The sequence below is a fragment of the Flavobacterium turcicum genome (assembly GCF_011365745.1).
Taxonomy (GTDB): domain Bacteria; phylum Bacteroidota; class Bacteroidia; order Flavobacteriales; family Flavobacteriaceae; genus Flavobacterium; species Flavobacterium turcicum.
Genome location: NZ_JAAOBY010000011.1, coordinates 1 through 21,814 on the forward strand (window position 1 = coordinate 1; position 21,814 = coordinate 21,814).

General features: G+C 35.8%; 21 protein-coding genes. 19 read left to right on the plus strand and 2 right to left on the minus strand.

Features of this window, described 5'->3' with window-relative positions:
* Positions 1–91 precede the first annotated feature (91 nt).
* On the minus strand, positions 92–436 hold the full coding sequence (locus G9Q29_RS14345) for a toxin-antitoxin system YwqK family antitoxin (protein WP_166138990.1): 345 nt from the start codon (positions 434–436) through the stop codon (positions 92–94).
* Positions 437–661: 225 nt separating this feature from the next.
* On the opposite strand from G9Q29_RS14345, the gene aspS reads away from it, so the two are divergent.
* From aspS to G9Q29_RS14430, 17 genes are all read left to right on the plus strand, one after another.
* Positions 662–2,407, plus strand: coding sequence for an aspartate--tRNA ligase (gene aspS / locus G9Q29_RS14350; protein ID WP_166138993.1), 1,746 nt, complete (start codon positions 662–664; stop codon positions 2,405–2,407).
* A 132-nt stretch (positions 2,408–2,539) separates the two neighbouring features.
* Positions 2,540–2,734: a cold-shock protein gene (locus G9Q29_RS14355; RefSeq protein ID WP_007137066.1), complete on the plus strand. Its 195-nt coding sequence runs from the start codon at positions 2,540–2,542 to the stop codon at positions 2,732–2,734.
* A gap of 290 nt (positions 2,735–3,024) precedes the next feature.
* Positions 3,025–3,390: an NADH-quinone oxidoreductase subunit A gene (locus G9Q29_RS14360; RefSeq protein ID WP_166138995.1), complete on the plus strand. Its 366-nt coding sequence runs from the start codon at positions 3,025–3,027 to the stop codon at positions 3,388–3,390.
* A gap of 127 nt (positions 3,391–3,517) precedes the next feature.
* Positions 3,518–4,066, plus strand: coding sequence for an NADH-quinone oxidoreductase subunit B (locus G9Q29_RS14365; RefSeq protein WP_166138998.1), 549 nt, complete (start codon positions 3,518–3,520; stop codon positions 4,064–4,066).
* Between the two features lie 3 nt (positions 4,067–4,069).
* Positions 4,070–4,591, plus strand: coding sequence for an NADH-quinone oxidoreductase subunit C (locus G9Q29_RS14370; protein ID WP_166139000.1), 522 nt, complete (start codon positions 4,070–4,072; stop codon positions 4,589–4,591).
* A gap of 31 nt (positions 4,592–4,622) precedes the next feature.
* Positions 4,623–5,861, plus strand: a complete 1,239-nt coding sequence (locus tag G9Q29_RS14375) for an NADH-quinone oxidoreductase subunit D (protein WP_166139003.1) — start codon at positions 4,623–4,625, stop codon at positions 5,859–5,861.
* 81 nt (positions 5,862–5,942) lie between these two features.
* Positions 5,943–6,473, plus strand: a complete 531-nt coding sequence (locus tag G9Q29_RS14380; RefSeq protein ID WP_166139006.1) for an NADH-quinone oxidoreductase subunit NuoE family protein — start codon at positions 5,943–5,945, stop codon at positions 6,471–6,473.
* Between the two features lies 1 nt (position 6,474).
* Positions 6,475–7,842, plus strand: a complete 1,368-nt coding sequence (gene nuoF / locus G9Q29_RS14385) for an NADH-quinone oxidoreductase subunit NuoF (protein ID WP_166139009.1) — start codon at positions 6,475–6,477, stop codon at positions 7,840–7,842.
* 70 nt (positions 7,843–7,912) lie between these two features.
* A complete protein-coding gene (locus tag G9Q29_RS14390) occupies positions 7,913–8,962 on the plus strand; it encodes a 2Fe-2S iron-sulfur cluster-binding protein (protein WP_166139012.1) in 1,050 nt (349 codons plus the stop codon).
* Positions 8,955–10,007 carry an NADH-quinone oxidoreductase subunit NuoH gene (gene nuoH / locus G9Q29_RS14395; RefSeq protein ID WP_166139015.1) on the plus strand — a complete coding sequence of 351 codons (1,053 nt, stop codon included), beginning with the start codon at positions 8,955–8,957 and terminating at the stop codon, positions 10,005–10,007. Before G9Q29_RS14390 ends, nuoH begins: the two co-directional genes overlap by 8 nt.
* A gap of 151 nt (positions 10,008–10,158) precedes the next feature.
* Positions 10,159–10,704 (plus strand): NuoI/complex I 23 kDa subunit family protein, encoded by a 546-nt coding sequence (locus G9Q29_RS14400; RefSeq protein WP_166139018.1) that lies wholly within the window; start codon positions 10,159–10,161, stop codon positions 10,702–10,704.
* A complete protein-coding gene (locus tag G9Q29_RS14405; RefSeq protein WP_166139020.1) occupies positions 10,704–11,216 on the plus strand; it encodes an NADH-quinone oxidoreductase subunit J family protein in 513 nt (170 codons plus the stop codon). Before G9Q29_RS14400 ends, G9Q29_RS14405 begins: the two co-directional genes overlap by 1 nt.
* 1 nt (position 11,217) lies before the next feature.
* Positions 11,218–11,538, plus strand: a complete 321-nt coding sequence (nuoK, locus tag G9Q29_RS14410) for an NADH-quinone oxidoreductase subunit NuoK (protein ID WP_166139024.1) — start codon at positions 11,218–11,220, stop codon at positions 11,536–11,538.
* 6 nt (positions 11,539–11,544) lie between these two features.
* Positions 11,545–13,428, plus strand: coding sequence for an NADH-quinone oxidoreductase subunit L (nuoL, locus tag G9Q29_RS14415; protein WP_166139027.1), 1,884 nt, complete (start codon positions 11,545–11,547; stop codon positions 13,426–13,428).
* Positions 13,429–13,437: 9 nt separating this feature from the next.
* Entirely contained in the window at positions 13,438–14,880 is a 1,443-nt protein-coding gene (locus G9Q29_RS14420) for a complex I subunit 4 family protein (protein WP_166139031.1), read from the plus strand.
* A gap of 12 nt (positions 14,881–14,892) precedes the next feature.
* Positions 14,893–16,263, plus strand: coding sequence for an NADH-quinone oxidoreductase subunit N (locus G9Q29_RS14425; protein ID WP_166139034.1), 1,371 nt, complete (start codon positions 14,893–14,895; stop codon positions 16,261–16,263).
* Between the two features lie 171 nt (positions 16,264–16,434).
* Positions 16,435–17,148, plus strand: coding sequence for a DsbA family oxidoreductase (locus G9Q29_RS14430; protein ID WP_166139037.1), 714 nt, complete (start codon positions 16,435–16,437; stop codon positions 17,146–17,148).
* A gap of 56 nt (positions 17,149–17,204) precedes the next feature.
* Here G9Q29_RS14430 and G9Q29_RS14435 read toward each other — a convergent pair whose 3' ends face one another.
* Complete coding sequence (locus tag G9Q29_RS14435; protein WP_166139040.1) at positions 17,205–17,801, minus strand: DUF3244 domain-containing protein; 597 nt, start codon at positions 17,799–17,801, stop codon at positions 17,205–17,207.
* A 188-nt stretch (positions 17,802–17,989) separates the two neighbouring features.
* On the opposite strand from G9Q29_RS14435, the gene G9Q29_RS14440 reads away from it, so the two are divergent.
* Positions 17,990–18,862: an AraC family transcriptional regulator gene (locus G9Q29_RS14440; protein WP_166139043.1), complete on the plus strand. Its 873-nt coding sequence runs from the start codon at positions 17,990–17,992 to the stop codon at positions 18,860–18,862.
* Between the two features lie 671 nt (positions 18,863–19,533).
* A partial coding sequence (locus G9Q29_RS14445; protein WP_166139046.1) for a DUF11 domain-containing protein occupies positions 19,534–21,814 on the plus strand: 2,281 nt, incomplete at its 3' end.

Here is a 21,814-nt window from a genome sequence, read left to right on the forward strand (position 1 = left end):
TTGCAAGAACGATCCAGCAAGTGTTTAATTAATTATTTTTGTTTAATAATCTGTATCGATTATTTAGGACTAGTCATTATATTTTTTGATGTTAATTGTTAACTAGCGCATCTTGCTTCCAAGTTTTTACAGCAGCAACTCTATTGTTTGAGTAGTCAACTTCATTAAGATTAATTCCATTCCAGAACAACCATTTTCCTGTTTTTTGCCCGTTGCTATAGGTAGCTACGCTTAATTTTTTTCCGCTTTCATCGTATGAAGTCCAAATTCCTTCTAGTTTTCCGTTCTTGAAAAATCCTTCTTGTTGTACATTTCCATTTTTAAAGTAGTAAGTAGTTTTTACTAATTCTCCAATAGCTTCTAGTTTTGGATTGTTTTCTTGTGCTGATGCGATTCCAGTAAACATTAGTACGGCAATGATGATATATTTTTTCATGATGTAGGTTTTTAAAAGATTCGTTTATAGTCACAAATATAAAAACTATTTTACAATAAAAAAACTTTAAGTTAACAATTTGGTAACATTGAAGTAAAACTTAACATTGGCTTTCAAGTTTGCCATCGCTTTGATGGTAAAATTTATCCTTTGGCAATTCATTATTGAATATTAGTCCTAAATTTGCACCCGCGTTGTAGCGATTAAATAATAAATTTGTAAAACATGTATAGAAGTCATAATTGTGGTGAGTTGAATGCCACGCATATCAATAACGAAGTTACATTGGCAGGTTGGGTTCAAAAATCTCGTGATAAAGGATTTGTGAATTGGGTTGACTTGCGTGATCGTTACGGAATTACACAATTAATTTTTGACGAAAGTCGTACTGAAAAAACCGTTTTTGAGTTGGCGAAAACCTTAGGTCGTGAATTTGTTGTTCAGGTCAAAGGTACCGTGATTGAGCGTGAGGCTAAAAACAAAAACATGAGTACGGGTGATATCGAGATCCTGGTTTCAGAATTACAGATTCTAAATGCAGCCTTAACTCCACCTTTTACAATAGAAGATGAAACTGATGGTGGCGAAGATATTCGTATGAAATACCGTTACCTAGATATTCGTCGTAATCCGGTTAAAAATAGTTTGCTTTTCCGTCACAAAGTGGCCATGGAAGTACGCAAGTATTTATCTGATTTGGATTTCTGTGAAGTAGAAACGCCTTATCTTATTAAATCGACTCCAGAAGGAGCTAGAGATTTCGTAGTGCCTTCTCGTATGAATGAAGGACAGTTTTATGCTTTGCCACAATCGCCACAAACTTTCAAACAATTATTGATGGTGGGTGGAATGGATAAATATTTTCAAATTGTAAAATGTTTCCGTGACGAAGATTTACGTGCCGACAGACAGCCGGAGTTTACACAGATCGATTGTGAGATGGCTTTTGTAGAGCAAGAGGATATTTTGAATGTTTTTGAAGGATTGACAAGACATTTATTGAAAGAGATCAAAGGCATTGATGTAGATAAATTTCCAAGAATTACTTACGATTACGCCATGAAAACCTACGGAAATGACAAGCCAGATATCCGTTTTGGGATGGAGTTTGGAGAGTTAAATGCCGTAGCTCAACACAAAGAATTCCCTGTTTTTAATGCAGCAGAATTAGTTGTAGGTATTGCAGTTCCAGGAGCTGGAAATTACACGCGTAAAGAAATTGACGGGTTAATTGACTGGGTAAAACGTCCTCAAGTGGGTGCGTCAGGAATGGTGTATGCAAAATGCAATGATGATGGTACTTTCAAATCGTCGGTAGACAAGTTTTACGATCAAGATGATTTGCAACAATGGGCAAAAATTACGGGTGCGAAAGCAGGAGACATGATTTTTGTGCTTTCTGGACCAGCAGATAAAACGCGTACGCAATTAAGTGCTTTGCGTATGGAGTTGGCTACTCGTTTGGGATTGAGAAATCCAGCAGAATTTGCTCCTTTATGGGTAGTAGATTTTCCTTTGTTAGAATTTGATGAAGAAAGCGGTCGTTACCACGCGATGCATCACCCGTTTACATCTCCAAAGCCAGAAGACATGCACTTATTAGAAACCAATCCAGGTCAAGTTCGTGCAAATGCTTATGATATGGTTTTGAATGGTAACGAAATTGGTGGAGGTTCTATTCGTATTCATGACAAAGAAACACAGCAGTTAATGTTTAAATATTTAGGCTTTACTCCAGAAGAAGCTAAAGCACAGTTTGGTTTCTTAATGGATGCTTTCCAGTTTGGTGCGCCACCTCACGGAGGATTAGCATTTGGACTAGATCGACTTGTTGCGATTTTGGGTGGACAAGAAACAATACGTGATTTTATTGCTTTCCCAAAAAACAATTCAGGTCGCGATGTTATGATTGATGCGCCATCTGCAATTGATGTTTCGCAACTAAATGAGTTGCATATTCAATTAAAATAAGTGACCTAGGAAACGTAAGTGTACTAGAAAACGTTGAATATCAATATTTTTACAAAATAAAAAGCCTCGAACGTTTTTCGTATTGTATTAAATATTACATTTGCTACATTATAAATTATTATTACTATTACAATGCGTACAGGTACAGTTAAATTTTTCAATGAGTCTAAAGGTTACGGATTCATTACAGACGAAGAAACAGGAAAAGACATTTTCGTTCACGCTTCAGGAATCAACGCGGAAGAATTACGCGAAGGTGACAGAGTTAGCTATGAAGAAGAAGAAGGAAGAAAAGGAAAAGTTGCTGCGAAAGTAGCAGTGATCTAAGCATAAAAAATATTTTTTTATTGCCTACGAATGTTTAAGGCGTCCCGAAGATATCGGGACGCTTTTTTTATGAATATGCATCATCGGAAAGATTGAAGGAGTCGAAAATTTACATATTCGTAAAAAACTAAGCTTAAACAGCTCTTAATTATTTATTAAAGCCTTATTTATAATTGATAAAAATTGCAAATTTACATCGTTGTAGTAGTCATGTATTTCTAAGTTTTAATTGGTATTTAATTTTTTGAAAGTTATCTTTGTAGCTTATTGTTATTCGTAAAAACCATTATATGCAATCAGATCAGTTAAATTACATTCCAATCCTTATGCAGTTCATTTTAGCTGTAGGGTTTGTTGTAGGTACTATTTTAGTTTCGGGTAAATTAGGTCCAAAGCGATCTTCGGAGGTGAAGGATAAAAACTTCGAATGTGGAATTGAATCCGTAGGTAATGCGCGTATTCCTTTCTCTGTTAAATATTTCTTGGTAGCTATTCTATTTGTTCTTTTTGATGTTGAGGTTATCTTTTTATACCCTTGGGCTGTAAATTTTAGAGAACTGGGAATGGATGGAATGATCAAGATGGTTGTTTTTATGTTGTTGCTTTTGGTGGGTTTCTTTTACATCATCAAAAAGAAGGCACTCGAGTGGGAATAAAGAATATTTAGGAATTGGAACTAGCGAATGCCATAGATTCTAATTTTTAATGTGTTTTAAAAGAATGTTTTAAAATTTAAATTATGAATTCACAATTCATAATTCATACTTCATAATTTTTCAAAAGATGAGTAATTCAAATGTAACTATGGTTGCCCCTCCAGAAGGTGTTGTTGGTGAAGGTTTTTTTGCTACAAAACTGAATGATGTTGTGGGTTTGGCTCGTGCCAATTCATTATGGCCTTTGCCATTTGCAACCTCTTGTTGTGGAATCGAATTTATGGCAACAATGGCTTCACATTATGATTTGGCCCGTTTCGGATCAGAGCGTGTGAGTTTTTCGCCTCGTCAAGCGGATATGTTGCTAGTAATGGGAACAATATCAAAAAAAATGGCACCTATCTTACGTCAAGTATACGAGCAAATGTCTGAGCCTCGCTGGGTAATTGCTGTTGGTGCTTGTGCTTCATCTGGTGGTATTTTCGATACGTATTCTGTTTTACAAGGTATTGATAAAGTAATTCCTGTCGATGTTTATGTGCCAGGATGTCCACCTAGACCAGAACAAATTGTTGATGGTGTAATGAAATTGCAAGAATTGGTAAAAACAGAATCTGTGAGACGCAGAAGTTCACCTGAATACCAAGAATTATTAGCTTCTTATAATATCAAATAAAGAATGGCGCTAGAAACTACACAAATTCAAGAAAAACTAGTTGAAACTTTTGATTCAGCTGTTTTTGACTTCAAACAAGAACAAGATATATTTTCATTTGAAGCGAGCTCAGATAAAATTACTGCTATCATCCTTTTTTTGAAAAATGATCCTACATTACGTTTTCATTTCTTAACCGATTTATGCGGTATTCATTATCCTGATAATGATGAAGATCATCAATTTGCAGTGGTATATCACCTGCACAATTGGTACGAGAACAAAAGAATCCGAATCAAATCGTATTTAAATGGCGCTAATCCCGAAATTAAAACCATTTCCAATATCTTTTTAAGTTCTAATTGGATGGAACGTGAAGCATACGATTTTTACGGTATTAACTTCATCGGTCATCCACAGTTGAAACGTATTTTGAATATGGATGAAATGATTTCGTTCCCGATGCGTAAAGAGTTTCCGATGGAAGACAGCGGAAGAACGGATAAAGACGATCGTTTCTTCGGTCGTACTGTCAAAAATTGCTAAAAAAAATATTATAATTTTTCACATTAACTAAATGTCAGAACTATTATTACCACCAGAGCATCGCTATGCTAAAAGAATTGCAGAGCAACTAAATGAAGACGGAAGCGAGCTTTCGATTCTAAATTTAGGGCCTACCCACCCAGCTACACACGGTATTTTTCAAAATATCTTGTTGATGGATGGAGAACGTATTTTAGAGGCAGAGCCTACAATTGGATATATTCACCGAGCATTCGAAAAAATCGCCGAAAACCGACCTTTTTATCAAATTACACCGCTTACAGATAGAATGAATTATTGTTCATCACCTATCAATAATATGGGTTGGTGGATGACTTTAGAGAAATTGTTAGGTATTGAGGTTCCAAAACGTGCACAGTACTTGCGTGTTATTGTTATGGAATTAGCGCGAATTACCGATCATATTATTTGTAACTCTATTCTAGGAGTTGATACTGGAGCTTACACCGGTTTCTTATATGTTTTTCAGTTTAGAGAAAAAGTATATGAGATTTACGAAGAAATTTGTGGTGCTCGTTTGACAACAAATATGGGTCGTATTGGTGGTTTCGAAAGAGATTGGTCTCCAGAAGCTTTTAGAAAATTAGATGTGTTTTTAGAAGAATTTCCAGTTGCTTGGAAAGAGTTCGAAAACCTTTTTGAAAGAAATAGAATTTTTATTGACCGTACCGTTAATGTTGGTGCGATCACTGCAGAACAAGCTATGGCTTATGGTTTTACAGGTCCTAACTTGCGTGCAGCTGGTGTAGATTATGACGTACGTGTTGCACAACCTTATTCTTCTTACGAAGATTTTGATTTCATCGTTCCAGTAGGAAAATCAGGTGATACTTATGATCGTTTTTGTGTTCGTAATGCCGAGGTTTGGGAGAGTTTAAGCATTATTCGTCAAGCGTTGGATAAAATGCCAGCAGGAAATGAATACCATGCTGATGTACCAGATTATTACTTGCCTCCAAAAGAAGATGTATATAACAACATGGAATCTTTAATTTATCACTTTAAGATTGTTATGGGTGAGGTTCCGGTTCCAGTAGCCGAAATTTACCATCCTGTTGAAGGAGGAAATGGTGAAGTTGGTTTTTATTTGGTAACTGACGGAAGTAGAACTCCATACCGTTTGCATTTCCGTAGACCTTGTTTTATTTACTACCAAGCGTATCCAGAAATGATTAAAGGTTCGTTACTATCTGATGCGATTGTTATTTTGTCGAGTTTAAATGTAATTGCAGGAGAGTTAGACGCTTAGTAAAATTATAAATGATGAATTTTAAATTATAAAGTATCCAAAACATTTAAAATTTATAATTCAAAATTTAAAATATTTAAAATGGAAAGAACACAGTACAAACAAGAAATAAATATGACTGAAGCCTTGATGGCTCGCATCAATGAGCTAATAAGTCATTATCCAGAGGGCAAACAAAAATCAGCTTTACTTCCTGTTTTGCATGAAGTTCAAGATGCTCACAACGATTGGTTGAGTATTGAATTGCAAGACAAGGTTGCTGAAATTCTTTCAATAAAACCGGTTGAGGTGTATGAAGTAGTTTCGTTTTATACCATGTTCAACCGTCGACCAGTTGGTAAATACATGTTTGAATTTTGCCAAACATCACCTTGTTGTTTGAATGGAGTAGAGGACTTAATGGATTACACTTGCGAAAAATTAGGTGTAAAGGTTGGAGAACCTACAGCAGACGGTTTATTCGAAGTTCGAGGAGTAGAGTGTTTAGGTGCTTGTGGATATGCTCCAATGATGCAGTTGGGCGATTTTTACAAGGAACATTTGACCAAAGAAAAAGTAGATCAGTTAATTGATGATTGCAAAAACAATACAATAATTCTACACGATAAATAATATGTCACAGAAAATATTATTAGATAAAGTAAATATTCCAGGAATTAAAACTTATGAGGTATACCGCGCTAATGGTGGTTATGCTTCTGTAGAAAAAGCTTTAAAAACCTTGACACCTGACGAAGTAGTAGAAGAAGTAAAGACTTCAGGATTGCGTGGTCGTGGTGGTGCAGGGTTCCCTGCGGGGATGAAGTGGAGTTTTATCGACAAAAAATCGGGTAAGCCAAGACACTTGGTTTGTAATGCAGATGAGTCGGAGCCAGGTACTTTTAAAGATCGTTATTTGATGGAGTACATTCCGCACTTATTGATTGAAGGAATGATTACCTCAAGTTATGCTCTTGGTGCAAATTTATCGTACATCTACATTCGTGGAGAGTACATGTGGGTGTATAAAATTTTAGAACGCGCCATTGCTGAGGCGAAAGCTGCAGGATGGTTAGGTAAAAATATTTTAGGTACCGGATACGATTTGGATTTACACGTTCAAATAGGTGGTGGTGCCTATATTTGTGGAGAAGAGACTGCTCTTATTGAGTCGTTAGAAGGAAAAAGAGGAAACCCAAGAATCAAGCCGCCGTTTCCTGCGGTATCTGGTTTGTGGGCTAATCCAACGGTAGTGAATAATGTTGAAACCATTGCAGCTGTGCCATGGATTGTAAACAATTCAGGTGCTGACTACGCTAAAATCGGTATTGGTAGATCTACGGGAACTAAATTAATTTCTGCTTCTGGAAATATTAAAAACCCTGGTGTTTACGAAATTGATTTAGGATTGAGTGTTTATGAATTCATGAACTCAGATGAATATCTGGGTGGTATGAGTTCTGACAGACCATTGAAAGCATTCGTACCAGGAGGAAGTTCTGTGCCAATTTTACCAGCAAATTTGATTTATAAAACTGCAAATGGCGAAGATCGTTTGATGACTTATGAGTCTTTGAGTGATGGTGGTTTTGCTACAGGATCGATGTTGGGTTCAGGAGGTTTTATCGTTTATGATGATACAGCTTGTATCGTCCGTAATACTTGGAATTTCTCTCGTTTTTATCACCATGAAAGTTGTGGGCAATGTTCACCATGTCGTGAAGGTACGGGTTGGTTAGAAAAAGTATTGCATCGTATTGAAAACGGACACGGACGCGAAGAAGATATCGAATTGCTGTTAAGCATTCAAAGTAAAATTGAAGGAAACACTATTTGTCCTTTAGGTGATGCTGCTTCTTGGCCAGTAGCTGCTGCGATTCGTCATTTTAGAGATGAGTTTGAATACCACATTCGTTTCCCAGAGAAAATCAAAAATAGAAATCATTTTGTTGCCGAGCCTTTTGAACAAGTAAAGCACCTAGTAGCAAAGCAAACAGTATAAAACGTTTCAGGTTTCAGTTTCAGGATAAATACCTGAAATATGAAACTTTAAACTTGAAACTAATAAAGAAATGAAAGTAACAATAGACGGACAGTCAATAGAAGTAGAACCAGGAACAACTATCCTGCAAGCAGCACGTATGATAGGTGGTGAGGTAGTACCGCCAGCGATGTGTTATTATTCTAAACTAAAAGGAAGCGGTGGAAAATGCCGTTGTTGTTTAGTTGAAGTTGCCAAAGGTAGTGAGGCAGACCCTAGACCAATGCCAAAATTGATGGCATCATGTGTTACAGGCTGTATGGACGGAATGGAAGTGAATAGTAAGTCATCACCACGAGTTCAAGAAGCTAGAAAATCGGTAACGGAGTTTTTTTTGATCAATCACCCTTTAGATTGCCCAGTTTGTGATCAGGCTGGTGAATGTGATTTGCAAAACTTAAGCTTTGAGCACGGAAAGTCAGAGACTCGTTTTATTGAAGAGAAAAGAACTTTTGAGCCAGAAGATATTGGTCCGAACATTCAGTTACACATGAACCGTTGCATTCTATGTTACCGTTGTGTAATGGTGGCTGATCAATTAACAGATGAGCGCGTACACGGAGTTATGGATAGAGGAGATCACTCTAATATTTCAACTTGCATTTCAAAAGCAATTGACAATGAGTTTTCAGGAAACATGATTGATGTGTGTCCTGTTGGAGCTTTAACCGATAAAACATTTAGGTTTAAGTCTAGAGTTTGGTTTAGTAAACCGTATAATGCGCACAGAGATTGTCCTACTTGTTCAGGTAAAACTACTGTTTGGATGTTTGGTGACGAGATTCAGCGTGTAACAGGTCGTAAAGACGAGTACCACGAAGTTGATGAGTTCATTTGTAACGGTTGTCGTTTTGACCATAAAGATGTAGCTGACTGGACTATTGAAGGACCAAGAGCTTTTGAAAAAGATTCTGTAATCAACGTAAATAAATACAACAGAAAGTTAGAAAAAGTGCAAATTGCAACCGAAGAGAACATTTTGTTGGGTAGAGCTGTTGACCGTAAAAAAATCAGTATGGCTGAAATTCCATTGACAAACGAAGGAAGTACAACTTTTAATACTACCGAGAACAATGGATAGCGTTATTATAATTGAAAAAAGTGTCATAATTGTTGCTGTTTTTGCACTGACAATGTTAATGGCGATGTATTCTACTTGGGCAGAGCGTAAAGTGGCGGCATGGTTGCAGGATCGTGTAGGGCCAAACAGAGCGGGTCCGTTAGGTTTGTTTCAACCACTAGCTGATGGTTTAAAATTATTCTCTAAAGAAGAGTTTGAGCCAAATACGCCAAACCGTTTCTTGTTTTTTGTAGGTCCGGCTATTGCTATGAGTACGGCTTTAATGACAAGTGCTGTGATTCCGTGGGGAGACAGATTGCATTTGTTTGGAAGAGATATTTTATTACAAGCAACCGATTTGAACATTGGTTTACTATACTTTTTTGGAGTGGTGTCTGTGGGTGTTTACGGAATCATGATTGGAGGATGGGCTTCGAATAATAAGTTCTCGTTGATGGGAGCTGTTCGTGCTGCATCACAAATGGTGTCATATGAAGTTGCCATGGGACTTTCAATGATTGCTTTGTTGATGATGACTGGAACTTTGAGTTTAAGAGAAATCTCTGCACAGCAAGCTGGAATGAACTGGAATGTATTTTACCAACCACTTTCATTTGTAATCTTTTTGATTTGTGCTTTTGCAGAATCGAACAGAACACCTTTTGATTTGGCGGAGTGCGAAAGTGAATTAATTGGGGGTTACCACACCGAATATTCGTCTATGAAAATGGGCTTTTATTTATTTGCTGAATATGCAAATATGTTCATTTCTTCTACTATTTTAGCGGTCTTGTTTTTTGGAGGGTATAATTATCCGGGAATGAGTTGGGTTGTTGAAAACTGGGGAGTGAATGCGGCGAATATTTTAGGGTTTGGTGCTTTGTTTATCAAGTTGTGTGGATTTATCTTTTTCTACATGTGGGTACGTTGGACAATCCCGAGATTTAGATACGATCAATTGATGAACTTAGGATGGAGAATTTTGATTCCGCTTTCGATTATCAATATTATAATTACCGGAATTGTAATTTTAAGAGCTGATATTGCTGCTTATTTTGGATTATAAATTAAGTTAGCTGTACTAAAACCAGGAAGAAATTAGAGTTGTTTACCGAAAGCCCTAGCCCTGATAGTAGTGGAAATCCTTTTAGCCTGATTTTTATCAGGGTAAAAGATTGAATCGAATAGCAGGAATAAGCTTCAAATAAAAATAAAAAATGTCAATAGAAAGTATATCCTTATCGGGAAGAAAAAAGTTAGTCTCCAACAAGGAGATGACTTTTTGGGAGCGCATGTACCTTGTTGCGATTATCAAGGGATTGTTTATCACCATTCAGCATTTGTTTACTAGAAAGGTTACCATACAATACCCTGAGCAAGTTCGTACTATGAGTCCCGTTTACCGCGGACAACACATGTTAAAGCGTGACGAACAAGGTCGTGAAAACTGTACAGCATGCGGTTTGTGTGCCTTATCGTGCCCGGCTGAAGCTATTACTATGAAGGCTGAAGAGCGTAAAGCGGATGAAAAGCATTTGTATCGCGAGGAAAAATATGCTTCTATTTATGAAATTAATATGTTGCGTTGTATTTTTTGCGGTCTTTGTGAAGAGGCTTGTCCGAAAGATGCTATCTACCTTACAACAAGTAAAGTTCTTGTACCGTCAAGTTATGAGAGAGAAGATTTTATCTTTGGTAAAGACAGATTAGTAATGCCTTTGGAAATGGCTATTAAAAATACTCAACTTAAAAACGCGAACTAATGTCTACAGTACTTATCATATTTTGTGTATTGGCTGCAATTACTTTAGCCACCGCATTTTTAACTATTTTTAGTCGAAACCCAATTCACAGTGCTATTTATTTAGTGATTTGTTTTTTCTCTATCGCAGGACATTACCTTTTATTGAATGCGCAATTTTTAGCGATAGTTCACGTCATTGTTTACTCGGGAGCTATCATGATTTTGTTTCTCTTTACGATCATGTTGATGAATTTGAATGAACAGAAAGAAGTGCATCGCCCGCGAATTACGCGTTTGGGAGCTATTGTTTCGTTCTGTTTGATTTGTGCGGTTTTAATATTGATTTTCATTAATTCAAAACCAATTGTTGGAGAATATGTAACTACCGGTGAGGATTATCAATCAATCAAAGTGCTTGGTAAAGTGTTGCTGAATGAATACATGGTTCCGTTTGAATTTGCTTCGATATTATTATTGGTTGCGATGATAGGAACAGTATTATTGTCTAAAAAAGAAAAATTACAGAAATAAGATGAATAATATTTTAAACCACATTGGTATTGAAAATTACATATTCTTGAGTGTCATACTTTTTTGTATTGGGATTTTTGGAGTGTTGTACAGACGAAATGCCATTATCGTATTTATGTCTATTGAAATTATGTTGAATGCGGTGAATTTGCTTTTTGTGGCATTTTCAACTTACCATCAGGATGCACAAGGACAAGTTTTTGTGTTCTTTTCGATGGCTGTTGCAGCAGCAGAGGTTGCGGTAGGATTGGCTATCTTAGTTTCTATTTTCAGAAACCTTGGTTCAATTACTATTGATAATTTAAAAAACTTAAAAGGATAAATGGAGATGAATACCAATATAGCTTTAGTTTTAGTTCTTGCTCCTTTTTTAGGATTTTTATTGAATGTGTTTTTTGGCAAAAGCCTTGGCAAAACGGTATCGGGTGTCATAGGTACATTGGCAGTTGTAGTTAGTTTTGTAGCTACGGTTTACTTTTTTGGAGGATTAGCAGCGCAACCGGAAGGTATTCGCATAGCTTTGTTTGATTGGATTCAGATTAGCAATTTTAAAGTTGATTTCGGCTTTCAGTTGGATCAACTGTCTTTATTGTGGTTGCTTTTTGTAACAGGAATCGGATCATTGATTCATTTGTATTCCATCAGTTACATGCATGATGACGAAAATATGCACAAGTTTTTTGCTTACTTGAATTTGTTCATCTTTTTTATGATAACTTTAGTAATAGGAAGTAACCTATTGGTAATGTTTATCGGTTGGGAAGGCGTTGGTCTATGTTCGTATTTGTTGATTGGATTTTGGTACAAAAATCAAGAGTACAATGATGCTGCAAAGAAAGCTTTCATCATGAACCGTATTGGTGATTTAGGATTGTTGATTGGAATTTTCATCTTAGGAAGTTTATTCTCGACTGTTGATTATACGAGTTTAAAAGCAGCCATCACAACCGGAAGTAATGTGGATATGTATTGGCTTACTGTTGCAGGTTTCGCATTGTTTATTGGAGCTTGTGGTAAATCGGCTCAAATTCCTTTGTATACTTGGTTGCCAGATGCAATGGCAGGACCAACTCCTGTTTCTGCGTTGATTCACGCCGCTACCATGGTAACAGCGGGTATCTTTATGATAACACGATTGAACTTTTTATTTGATTTAACTCCAGATGTTCAAAATGTAATTGCAATTGTTGGTGCCGTTACTGCATTGGTTGCTGCGACAATTGGTTTGTTGCAAAACGACATCAAAAAAGTGTTGGCTTATTCTACAGTTTCTCAATTGGGATTAATGTTTTTGGCCTTAGGTTTAGGTGCTTATGAAGTAGCAGTATTTCATGTAATCACGCATGCGTTCTTCAAAGCTTGTTTGTTCTTAGGTTCTGGATCAGTTATTCATGCTTTGCACGGAGAACAAGACATGCGCAATATGGGTGGTTTACGTAAAGCTATGCCGATTACATTTATTACGATGTTAATTGCATCATTAGCTATTTCTGGTGTTCCTTTGTTTTCAGGATTCTTCTCTAAGGATGAAATATTGTTAGTTGCTTTCCACCATAATATTCCGTTATGGGTTGTTGCGTCTATCGCTTCTGTAATGACCGCCTTTTACATGTTCCGTTTGATGTTCTTGACGTTCTTTCAAGAATTTAGAGGAACTGCTGAGCAAAAACATCATTTACATGAAAGTCCAGCCTTAATAACCTTTCCATTAATAATATTAGCAATTTTAGCTACAGTAGGTGGTGTTATTAGTTTACCAGGAAACAGTTGGTTGAATCACTATTTAATTCCGATTTTACCAAAGTTAGCTACCGCTGCACATCATTTAGGTACTACTGAATACATGTTGATGGGTGTTGCTGTTGTTGGTGGATTGTTTGGTATTGGTTTAGCTTACATCAAATTTGTTAAGCAAAATAACGTTCCTGTTCTTGACGAAGCGCTTACTGGACTATCTAAAACGATATACAACAAGTATTATGTTGATGAAGTTTACGATGCGATATTTGTGAAACCAATCAATGCTCTTTCTAACTTTTTTAGAGATACCGTTGAGACAGGTTTATCAGCTTTAGTGTTCGGATTTGGAAAAGTGACTAATGAATTAAGCTATCAAGGTAAGAAAATACAAACTGGAAGTATCGGACTTTATCTTTTTGTATTTGTGTTGGGTCTTTGTGCCATCGTTTCTTATTTATTCTTAGCTCAATAATCGTATATTATGAATGTATCTCTTATTTTAATTATTCTTTTAGTAGGTGCTTTTGTCACTTTTCTTTCAGGTGATAAATTAGCTTCAAAAGTAGCTTTACTTTTCAGTATAGTGGCAGCTGCGGCTTCTATCGTTATACTAAATCAATATAATTTAGGTCAAAATGCAAACTTCGTTCAGCAATGGATTGCGCAACCTAATATTTCTTTTGCACTTAAAGTAGATGGTTTATCAATAGCCATGTTGTTATTGACTACCGTTCTTACGGCAGTGATTATCCTTTCTTCATTAGGTTCTAAATTTGAAAATGCGAAAGCTTTCTACGCATTAGTTTTGTTTATGTCCTTTGCAATGGTCGGAACGTTTTTAGCTAGCGATGGATTGTTGTATTATGTTTTTTGGGAATTGGCACTCGTTCCGATTTACTTTATAGCTTTATTGTGGGGTAATGGCGATTCAGAGTCACGCAAAAGGGCAGTGGTTAAATTCTTTATTTACACCCTTGCAGGTTCTTTATTCATGTTGGTGGCTTTCGTGTACATGTACCAAAAAGCAGGAAGTTTACTTTTAGAAGATTTGTATCGATTGAATTTGTCAGCTGATGAGCAGTTTTGGATTTTCCTTGCTTTCTTTTTAGCGTATGCGATTAAAATTCCTTTGATTCCTTTTCATACTTGGCAAGCTGCTGTTTACCAAAAAGCGCCAACCGTTGGAACGATGTTACTTTCGGGTATCATGTTAAAAATGGGTTTATACAGTGTTATCCGTTGGCAATTACCTCTTACGGCTTTAGCTGCTAAAGAATATATGTTTGTTTTTATAGGTCTTGGTATTGCAGGTGTTATCTACGGATCAATAGTAGCGCTTAGACAGAGAGATTTGAAAAAATTATTAGCTTATTCTTCGTTGGCACACGTAGGTTTAATTGCAGCTGGAACATATACATTAACTTTAGATGGTTTGCGTGGTGCAGTTTTACAAATGATCGCTCACGGATTTGTTGTTGTAGGCTTATTTTATGCGGCTGAAGTTTTATTCCGTAGATATGAAACTAGGTTAATCTCAGAAATGGGTGGTGTTCGAACTCAAGCTCCTAAGTTTAGTTCACTATTTTTAATATTGGTTTTGGCTTCTGTAGCATTACCAACCACCTTCAACTTTGTTGGGGAGTTTACCGTTCTTTACAGTTTATACGGAATCAATGTTTGGTTCGCTATCTTGGGTGGAACAACTATTATATTGGGAGCATACTACATGTTGAAAATGTACCAGTATGTAATGTTAGGAGAAACCAATACTAAAGTTTTCGCTGATGTTACTCTTTCAGAAGCTTTAACTTTTATTATCATTATTGGAGTGTTATTCTTTTTCGGAATGTATCCTAAACCAATAACTGACTTGATTACGCCAAGTCTTGAAGAAATTTTAACACAAATCAACCGAATTAACTAAGTCAAATAAGAAATGAATACATTAATAGCTATAATAGGATTAGGTGTTTTATGCCTTTTATTTGAAATATTTAATTTACGCAAAGCCATTGTTCCAATTACGATTGTTGGTCTTTTGGGTGTACTTGGTTTGACAATTTCTGAAATGAATACGCCTGCTAGTTTCTACAATAACATGATTGTTGTAAGTAAATTTTCAGGAGCATTTTCATCATTGTTTATTGTTTTGACAATTTTCTTGGTTGCTTTGGGTCATAATTTTTATGAACAAAAACAATCTAAAATTTCTGATTTTATTGCGATAAAAATATTTTTGTTAGCGGGCGCTGTTGCTATGGTTTCTTTTGGAAATTTAGCCATGTTCTTTTTAGGTATCGAAGTATTATCTATTGCACTTTACATCTTAGCTGCAAGTGATCGTTTGAGTTTAAAAAGTAATGAAGCGGGGATGAAATATTTCTTGATGGGTTCATTTGCTTCAGGTATCATATTGTTCGGTATTTGTTTAATTTACGGAGCGATGGGTAGTTTTGATGTTACTGAAATTAGTGAACTATCTCAATCTGCTGAATTGCCTATTTGGTTCCCAATCGGAATTGTGTTGCTTACCATTGGTATGTTATTTAAAGTTGCTGCTGTACCGTTCCATTTTTGGGCTCCAGATGTTTATGAAGGATCTCCTGCACTAACTACAGCTTTGATGAGTACTTTGGCTAAAGTGGTAGCGATTGCTACTTTGTTCAAGTTACTTTCGGTAATGAATGCTGATGTTTCTGAATCGTTCCAGTTGGTTGTTGTCATTATATCGATGGCATCGATGACGGTTGGAAATATTATGGCATTGCGTCAAGTTAATGTAAAGCGAATGTTGGCTTTTTCCGGTATTTCGCACGCGGGTTTTATGTTGATGACTTTATTAAGCCTGTCTACTGCTGCTGGTAGTTTATTGTATTATACTTCTGCCTACGCACTTGCTGGAATAGCAGCTTTTAGTGTGGTGTTGTACGTATGTAAAAATAGAGATAATGAAGATATTGTTAACTTTCATGGTCTAGGAAAAACAAATCCATTATTGGCGGTGATATTGACCGCTGCATTGCTTTCTATGGCTGGTATTCCAATATTTGCAGGTTTCTTTGCTAAGTTGGTTTTGTTTAGTGATACGATTAAAGCTGGTTATCTTGCACTAGTTATTGTTGCTGTGATTAATTCAATTATTAGTGTTGGATATTATTTCAAGCTTATATTAGCCATGTTTACTAAAGAGGCGAATGAGACGAGAACAGGGACGCCTGTTGTAATTTATGCAGTTGCTGTTATTGCAATAGTGTTGAATATCGCATTAGGTTTGTTTCCTTCGGTAGTGTTAGACTTGATTTCTTAAAAAAAATATTAGTTTCAATTATACAAAACCATCAGAAATAATTTTGATGGTTTTTTTTTGTGTTTTAAAATTAGCGTTATACTCTTAATTAAAGCATAATGACTGTCGTGTTTTGTATTTAGTATTGTACATTTGTATATACAAACAATAATTTTTTAAATTGTAGAACAGATGCAAAATACTTTAAAAATTCAAATATGGTCGGATATTATGTGTCCGTTTTGTTATATAGGAAAGAGAAGGCTAGAAGCTGCACTTGAACAGTTCCAATACAAAGATGCGGTGGAGATTGAATGGAAGAGTTTTCAGTTAGATGCTAATTTCGTTGCCTCTCCTGATGATAACTTGGTTGATCATTTGGCTGAAAAATATCGAAAAGATACAGATTGGGCTAAAGAGATGTTGGGCAACATGACTGAGAATGCTGCTAATTCAGGATTGGATTTTCATTTTGAAAAAGCAATTATGGCTAATTCCCTAAAAGCGCATCAATTGTTGCATTTAGCTAAAAAGTATAAGCTAGGTGATGCATTAAAAGAATTGCTTTTAAAAGCCTATTTAACGGATGGCAAGGATGTAAACGACAATAATACGCTATCGGATTTAGGGCTTGTGGTAGGACTTTCTTCTACTGAAATTGAAGAGGTGCTTTCATCAGATAAGTACGTTGCCGAAGTTCGCGCTGACATAGTTGAGGCTAATGCCATAGGCGTGCAAGGTGTTCCTTTTTTTGTATTCGACAATAAATATGCTGTTTCTGGAGCGCAACATGTTGATACTTTTGTGAAGACTTTAGATAAAGTTTGGGACGAAGGTGACTTTGTAAAAAAACCGCAAATGCTTAACGATGATTCGGGAGATAGTTGTGGTATTGAAGGCTGTTAATAAATATAAATAAAGGCTGCATTTTATAAGTGCAGCCTTTTCTTTATTGTGTTTATTTATTTTATAATTACATTTTCTACAAATGTTTTACCATTGTTTTTAATTTCAAAAGTGTATTTGCCAGGTTGTACATTTTTCAAATCAAAAACTTTACCTACATATTGATTAGAGCCAATTTCTTGAGTGTACAGTTCGGCTTGGTCTACGCCGTAAACAGTTATTTTTACAGTCTTTTGTTCTGCATTTAGAACGTTTACAGTTACCATTCCATTTTTATTTACAACTACAGGTTTGTACACGGTAGAAATCGCTGTGTTTCCTAGCTTAGCTACTCTACCTTTCACTTCGATTTTGTACGTAGCAATTTTACGATCGCTTTCAGCCTTTAAGAAATATTCTCCATCAGGTAGTGCTGTTAAATCGTATGATCTGTTTATCTCATCTTGATTGGTCACCTTTTCTTGAAAAATCAAAGCGTCGTTGCTGTCGAAAATAGACAAAGCAATTGTATTGATTTCTTTCAAATTAAAACTTACTGTTTTTCCATCTTCTTTAATTAAATTCAGTGAAAAATCAATATTTTTTGCTCGTACTTGTTTTGTAGTTAACACTAGTGTAGCTAGCAAGAAACTAAATTTTAAAATCTTTTTCATAATCGTTACGTGTTAGATGTTATTGATATTTATCTGCTGCTAAATTACGGTAGTTGTTTAGGTAGTAATGATGCTGGGTTTTCATATTTGTGTGCTATATTACCTTTTACGAAAACGATTTAGGTTAATTCGTGGTAAATATGCTAATGGTTTTTGTTACATTTACATTGATATTTAGATTGTTACGTATGAAATCAATTCCACCAGCTTTTGAAATTATTGTGCCTTCTTTTGGGAGTTCATTTTATTTTTCGAAGTATATAGAAAATGAAAATAGTAAAGCACACTTATGGCATTACCATCCGGAAATAGAACTTGTTTTTGTAAATGGTGGTTCTGGTAAACGTCAAATAGGAAGTCACATATCCTATTATACTGATGGTGACTTGATTTTAATAGGTAGTAATTTGCCACATTGTGGATTCACTAATGAACAAACTGGCAATAGAACTGAGACTGTTATTCAATTCAAAACGGAGTTTTTGGGTGATAATTTTTTTAACCAAGCAGAGTTTATTTCGATACTTAATTTGCTTACCCAAGCGAAAGCTGGGATCGCTTTTACAGGAAATACGAAGATCAAAATAGGTCAGAAGATAGAAAAGATGGCCTTACAAAATCCGTTCGAAAGAATACTATGTTTGCTGGAGATTCTTCATGAATTGGAACAAGCTGACGACGCCTTAGTTCTGAATGCTAATGGTTTTTTGCTCGAAATGCAAATGCAGGATAATGATCGAATTAATTTAGTTTTTAATTATGTGAAAGATCATTTTCAGGAGCATATTAGTCTTGAAGAAATAGCGCAGTTAGTGAGCATGACCGTCCCTTCCTTCTGTAGGTATTTTAAAAAAATTACCCATAAAACTTTTACCAAATTCGTAAACGATTATCGTTTGGTTCACGCTTGCAAGTTGCTAGCCGAAAATCCGATTAGTGTTACTGAAATTTGTTTTGAAAGTGGATTTAATAATTTTAGTTATTTCAACAAATCATTTAAAGCCTTTACCGGAAAGAGTGCTTCGCAATATCGTAAACAATTCACTTCGGTATTAGAGTAGTGATGTTATTTATGCTTTTAAGATAGTTCTCTGGCTCGAATTTATAGTTCACTACTAATTAAACTACTAATTTTTACTGTTTAGCTACACATTTTGTCTATTCGTCGAAAGTTTTTTATTTATTATTTTCCCTTTTAGTAATTTTATTATTGTTGGTCTCAAGGTCGATATTGATTGCTTAAAGTTGCGTCTTGTTGTGTAAGTTAAAACGTTTTACTATGGGATAAACGCCCTACAATCAATATTTAGATTCTCAAATGTTAAATTTTTATAATTTTAAATTGTGATGAAAATCATTTGAATTGTCAAAAGTGTTGATATCCAAGTGTTTTATTTTAGGAATTATTGCTGTCATTCTAAAAATGTATTTGATTTTATGATTTTTTTTGTAAACTTTGTCTCCAAAATAAAATTTTCATTTTTTTTTCATTTTTAACAAAACCGTTAAGATATTTTTAACGTACATCTAGTTTAAACTAGCTTAGAGTAAAATGAACAAGTTGATTAATTCTTTGCTTGTTGGTATAAACGGAAGAGGGATTAGTTAATTACTATTTTGTTCTTTCGATTCAACTAAGTAGTTAGAAATTTTTGATAGAAAAAAGAAGGAATTCGAAACAATTCGTTTTTCCTATTTGAAATAAAAAAAACAGATTAAAAAATCATAGCGTATGCACAACTTTACTAAAAGTCAGTCACGAGTTTATTTATCTTTCTTATTTGTTGTTTTTGCACTTACCTCTACGGTCAAGAGTTTTTCTCAAACTCAGGCTTTAGAGATGGCAAGTATAACTCCTGCTACCGCTAATGGTAGGGTTACTGGGTTTACTGTACCATTGCAAAAGAACACGGATAACCCTGGAGGCAATACATTTGTTCCATACAGTGTCAATTCGCCACTAAATGCTCAAATAAATGTTACTTTGGTTAATTTCACCAATTCCATTGGTTTTGGTGAAGCGGCGCAGCCGGCATATCAGTTGCTTAACTCAATTGGTAATGTAGGTGCTGGACTTGATAATAGTCAGTATACGAGTTATAATTCAGCAGCGGGTACAGGTATTGATATTGCATCAAATTTTGGTTTAAGAGTTGTAGCGGATTTTGCCACGGCTGGAACACAAGCAGGAAATGGACGTGTTAAATTAGGTGAAATTACAATAACCTTTGCCCGAGGCACAAGAAATCCTTTATTGCATTTTAAAGGTTTGGGAGGCAGTGATGGTGCTACTTCCTTAACTGCAGAGTTCACCGTTCGCTCGGTTCTAAATAGTGTAGGAACGAATGTTCTTGCTAGCACAGCAATTTCCCGTGTTTCAGGGAACAACGACTTAAATGTTAATGATGCTGCAAAGACTATTAACAATGACTATACATTAAATGTCAATGCTGCAACAACCAACTCAGCCAGAGGAACAGTACGGTTTGCAAATAATGATGTGCGTACAATTGTTTTAGAAGTTTTTGGTAATAGAAATGGAACAGCTGGTGCTGTTGCGTGGACTGGTGCTGATGCTTTCTTAATAAGTACATCTGTTGGGGAAGATGATTTAAGAGTTTCCAAAACCGTCGATAATACGTACCCAGCTCTTGGCAGTAATGTTGTTTTTAATATTGCGGCGAGTAACTTTGGTACAAGTTCCTCTTCGAATGTTTCAGTTAATGATTTGTTGCCAAGTGGGTATACTTATGTAAGTCACAGTACAGCTACTGGAACATATAACGTTGGGACCGGAGTATGGACAATTGGGACTTTAGGAATAGATGCAACAGCCAATTTAAGCATAACTGCAACTGTGCGACCAACAGGGGTTTATGGGAATACAGCGACGATTAGTAGGACCGGTCTCCCAGCAGAATCATTTTTAGCAAATAATACATCGACAGTAACACCTGTTCCTTTTGATACAACAACGAAAAGGTCGTGTAGTAGTACAGCGCAAACAGTTTCTAGTTTAAGTTTTCAAAATCCAGTATTTGTATCAGGTTCTAATAACTCAATAGTAGATGTTGGAGATGTATATCGTTTTCCTAACGTTGTCCCTGGTGTAGCTGATGCATTATTAACAGTTTCAGCACTTAGCGGAACAGGTGGTAATCCTACAATTGCCATTCTTGACCAAGCTGCAGTTACTGAGGGTGTTGATGGTTTTGATGAAGCAATACAGCCATCTTTGACAACCAATGGTGCTGAATCTGCTATGGCTACATTTACGATTAACTTTGTTACTGTAGGAGGTACTTTAGCAAATCCTGTTAATTTGAATTATTATGTCTCGGGCCTCGATATTGATGGTGATAGTGCTGCATTAAGAGAGTTCATAGAAGTCAATAGACCAGATGCGCAGTTCAATTCTAGTCCCACCAATGTTACATTTTCGAGTTCAGCATCTTCTCTTAGAGGTACCGCGACGACATCAATTACACAGCCTGGAACAGGTACTACTCCAGAGTTTGCGTACACTGCCTATTATGAAAATCGTAATTCAATGATTATTTCTTTTGGGACACAAGGCAATACAACAGTAAATCGACTTTACTCACTCTATTTTAGAGATATTACTTATACCAATAGACAGACTAACGTTGTGACTTCACCGCTATTATGTGGTAATGTTTCATTAGATGCTGGAGGAAATATCGCGGGTTCTACTGTAACATTAAGTGGTCCGAGCAGCCAAACTACAACAACAGATGCAAACGGAAACTATTCGTTTGTCATTCCTGTGGGGAGCTTAGGTACTTACACGGTAACTCAGACTAATTTGACTGGTTTCTCTAATTTTTCAGATGTAGATGGAGCAAATGATAGTGTTGTTGGTAATAACGTTTTTGGCTTTCAATCCATCACAGGTAGAAACTTTGTTGACGCTTCATCCAACGTAAGTGTTGTTAAAACAGTAAACAATCCTACACCAAATGTGGGAAGCAATGTGATCTTTACATTAACAG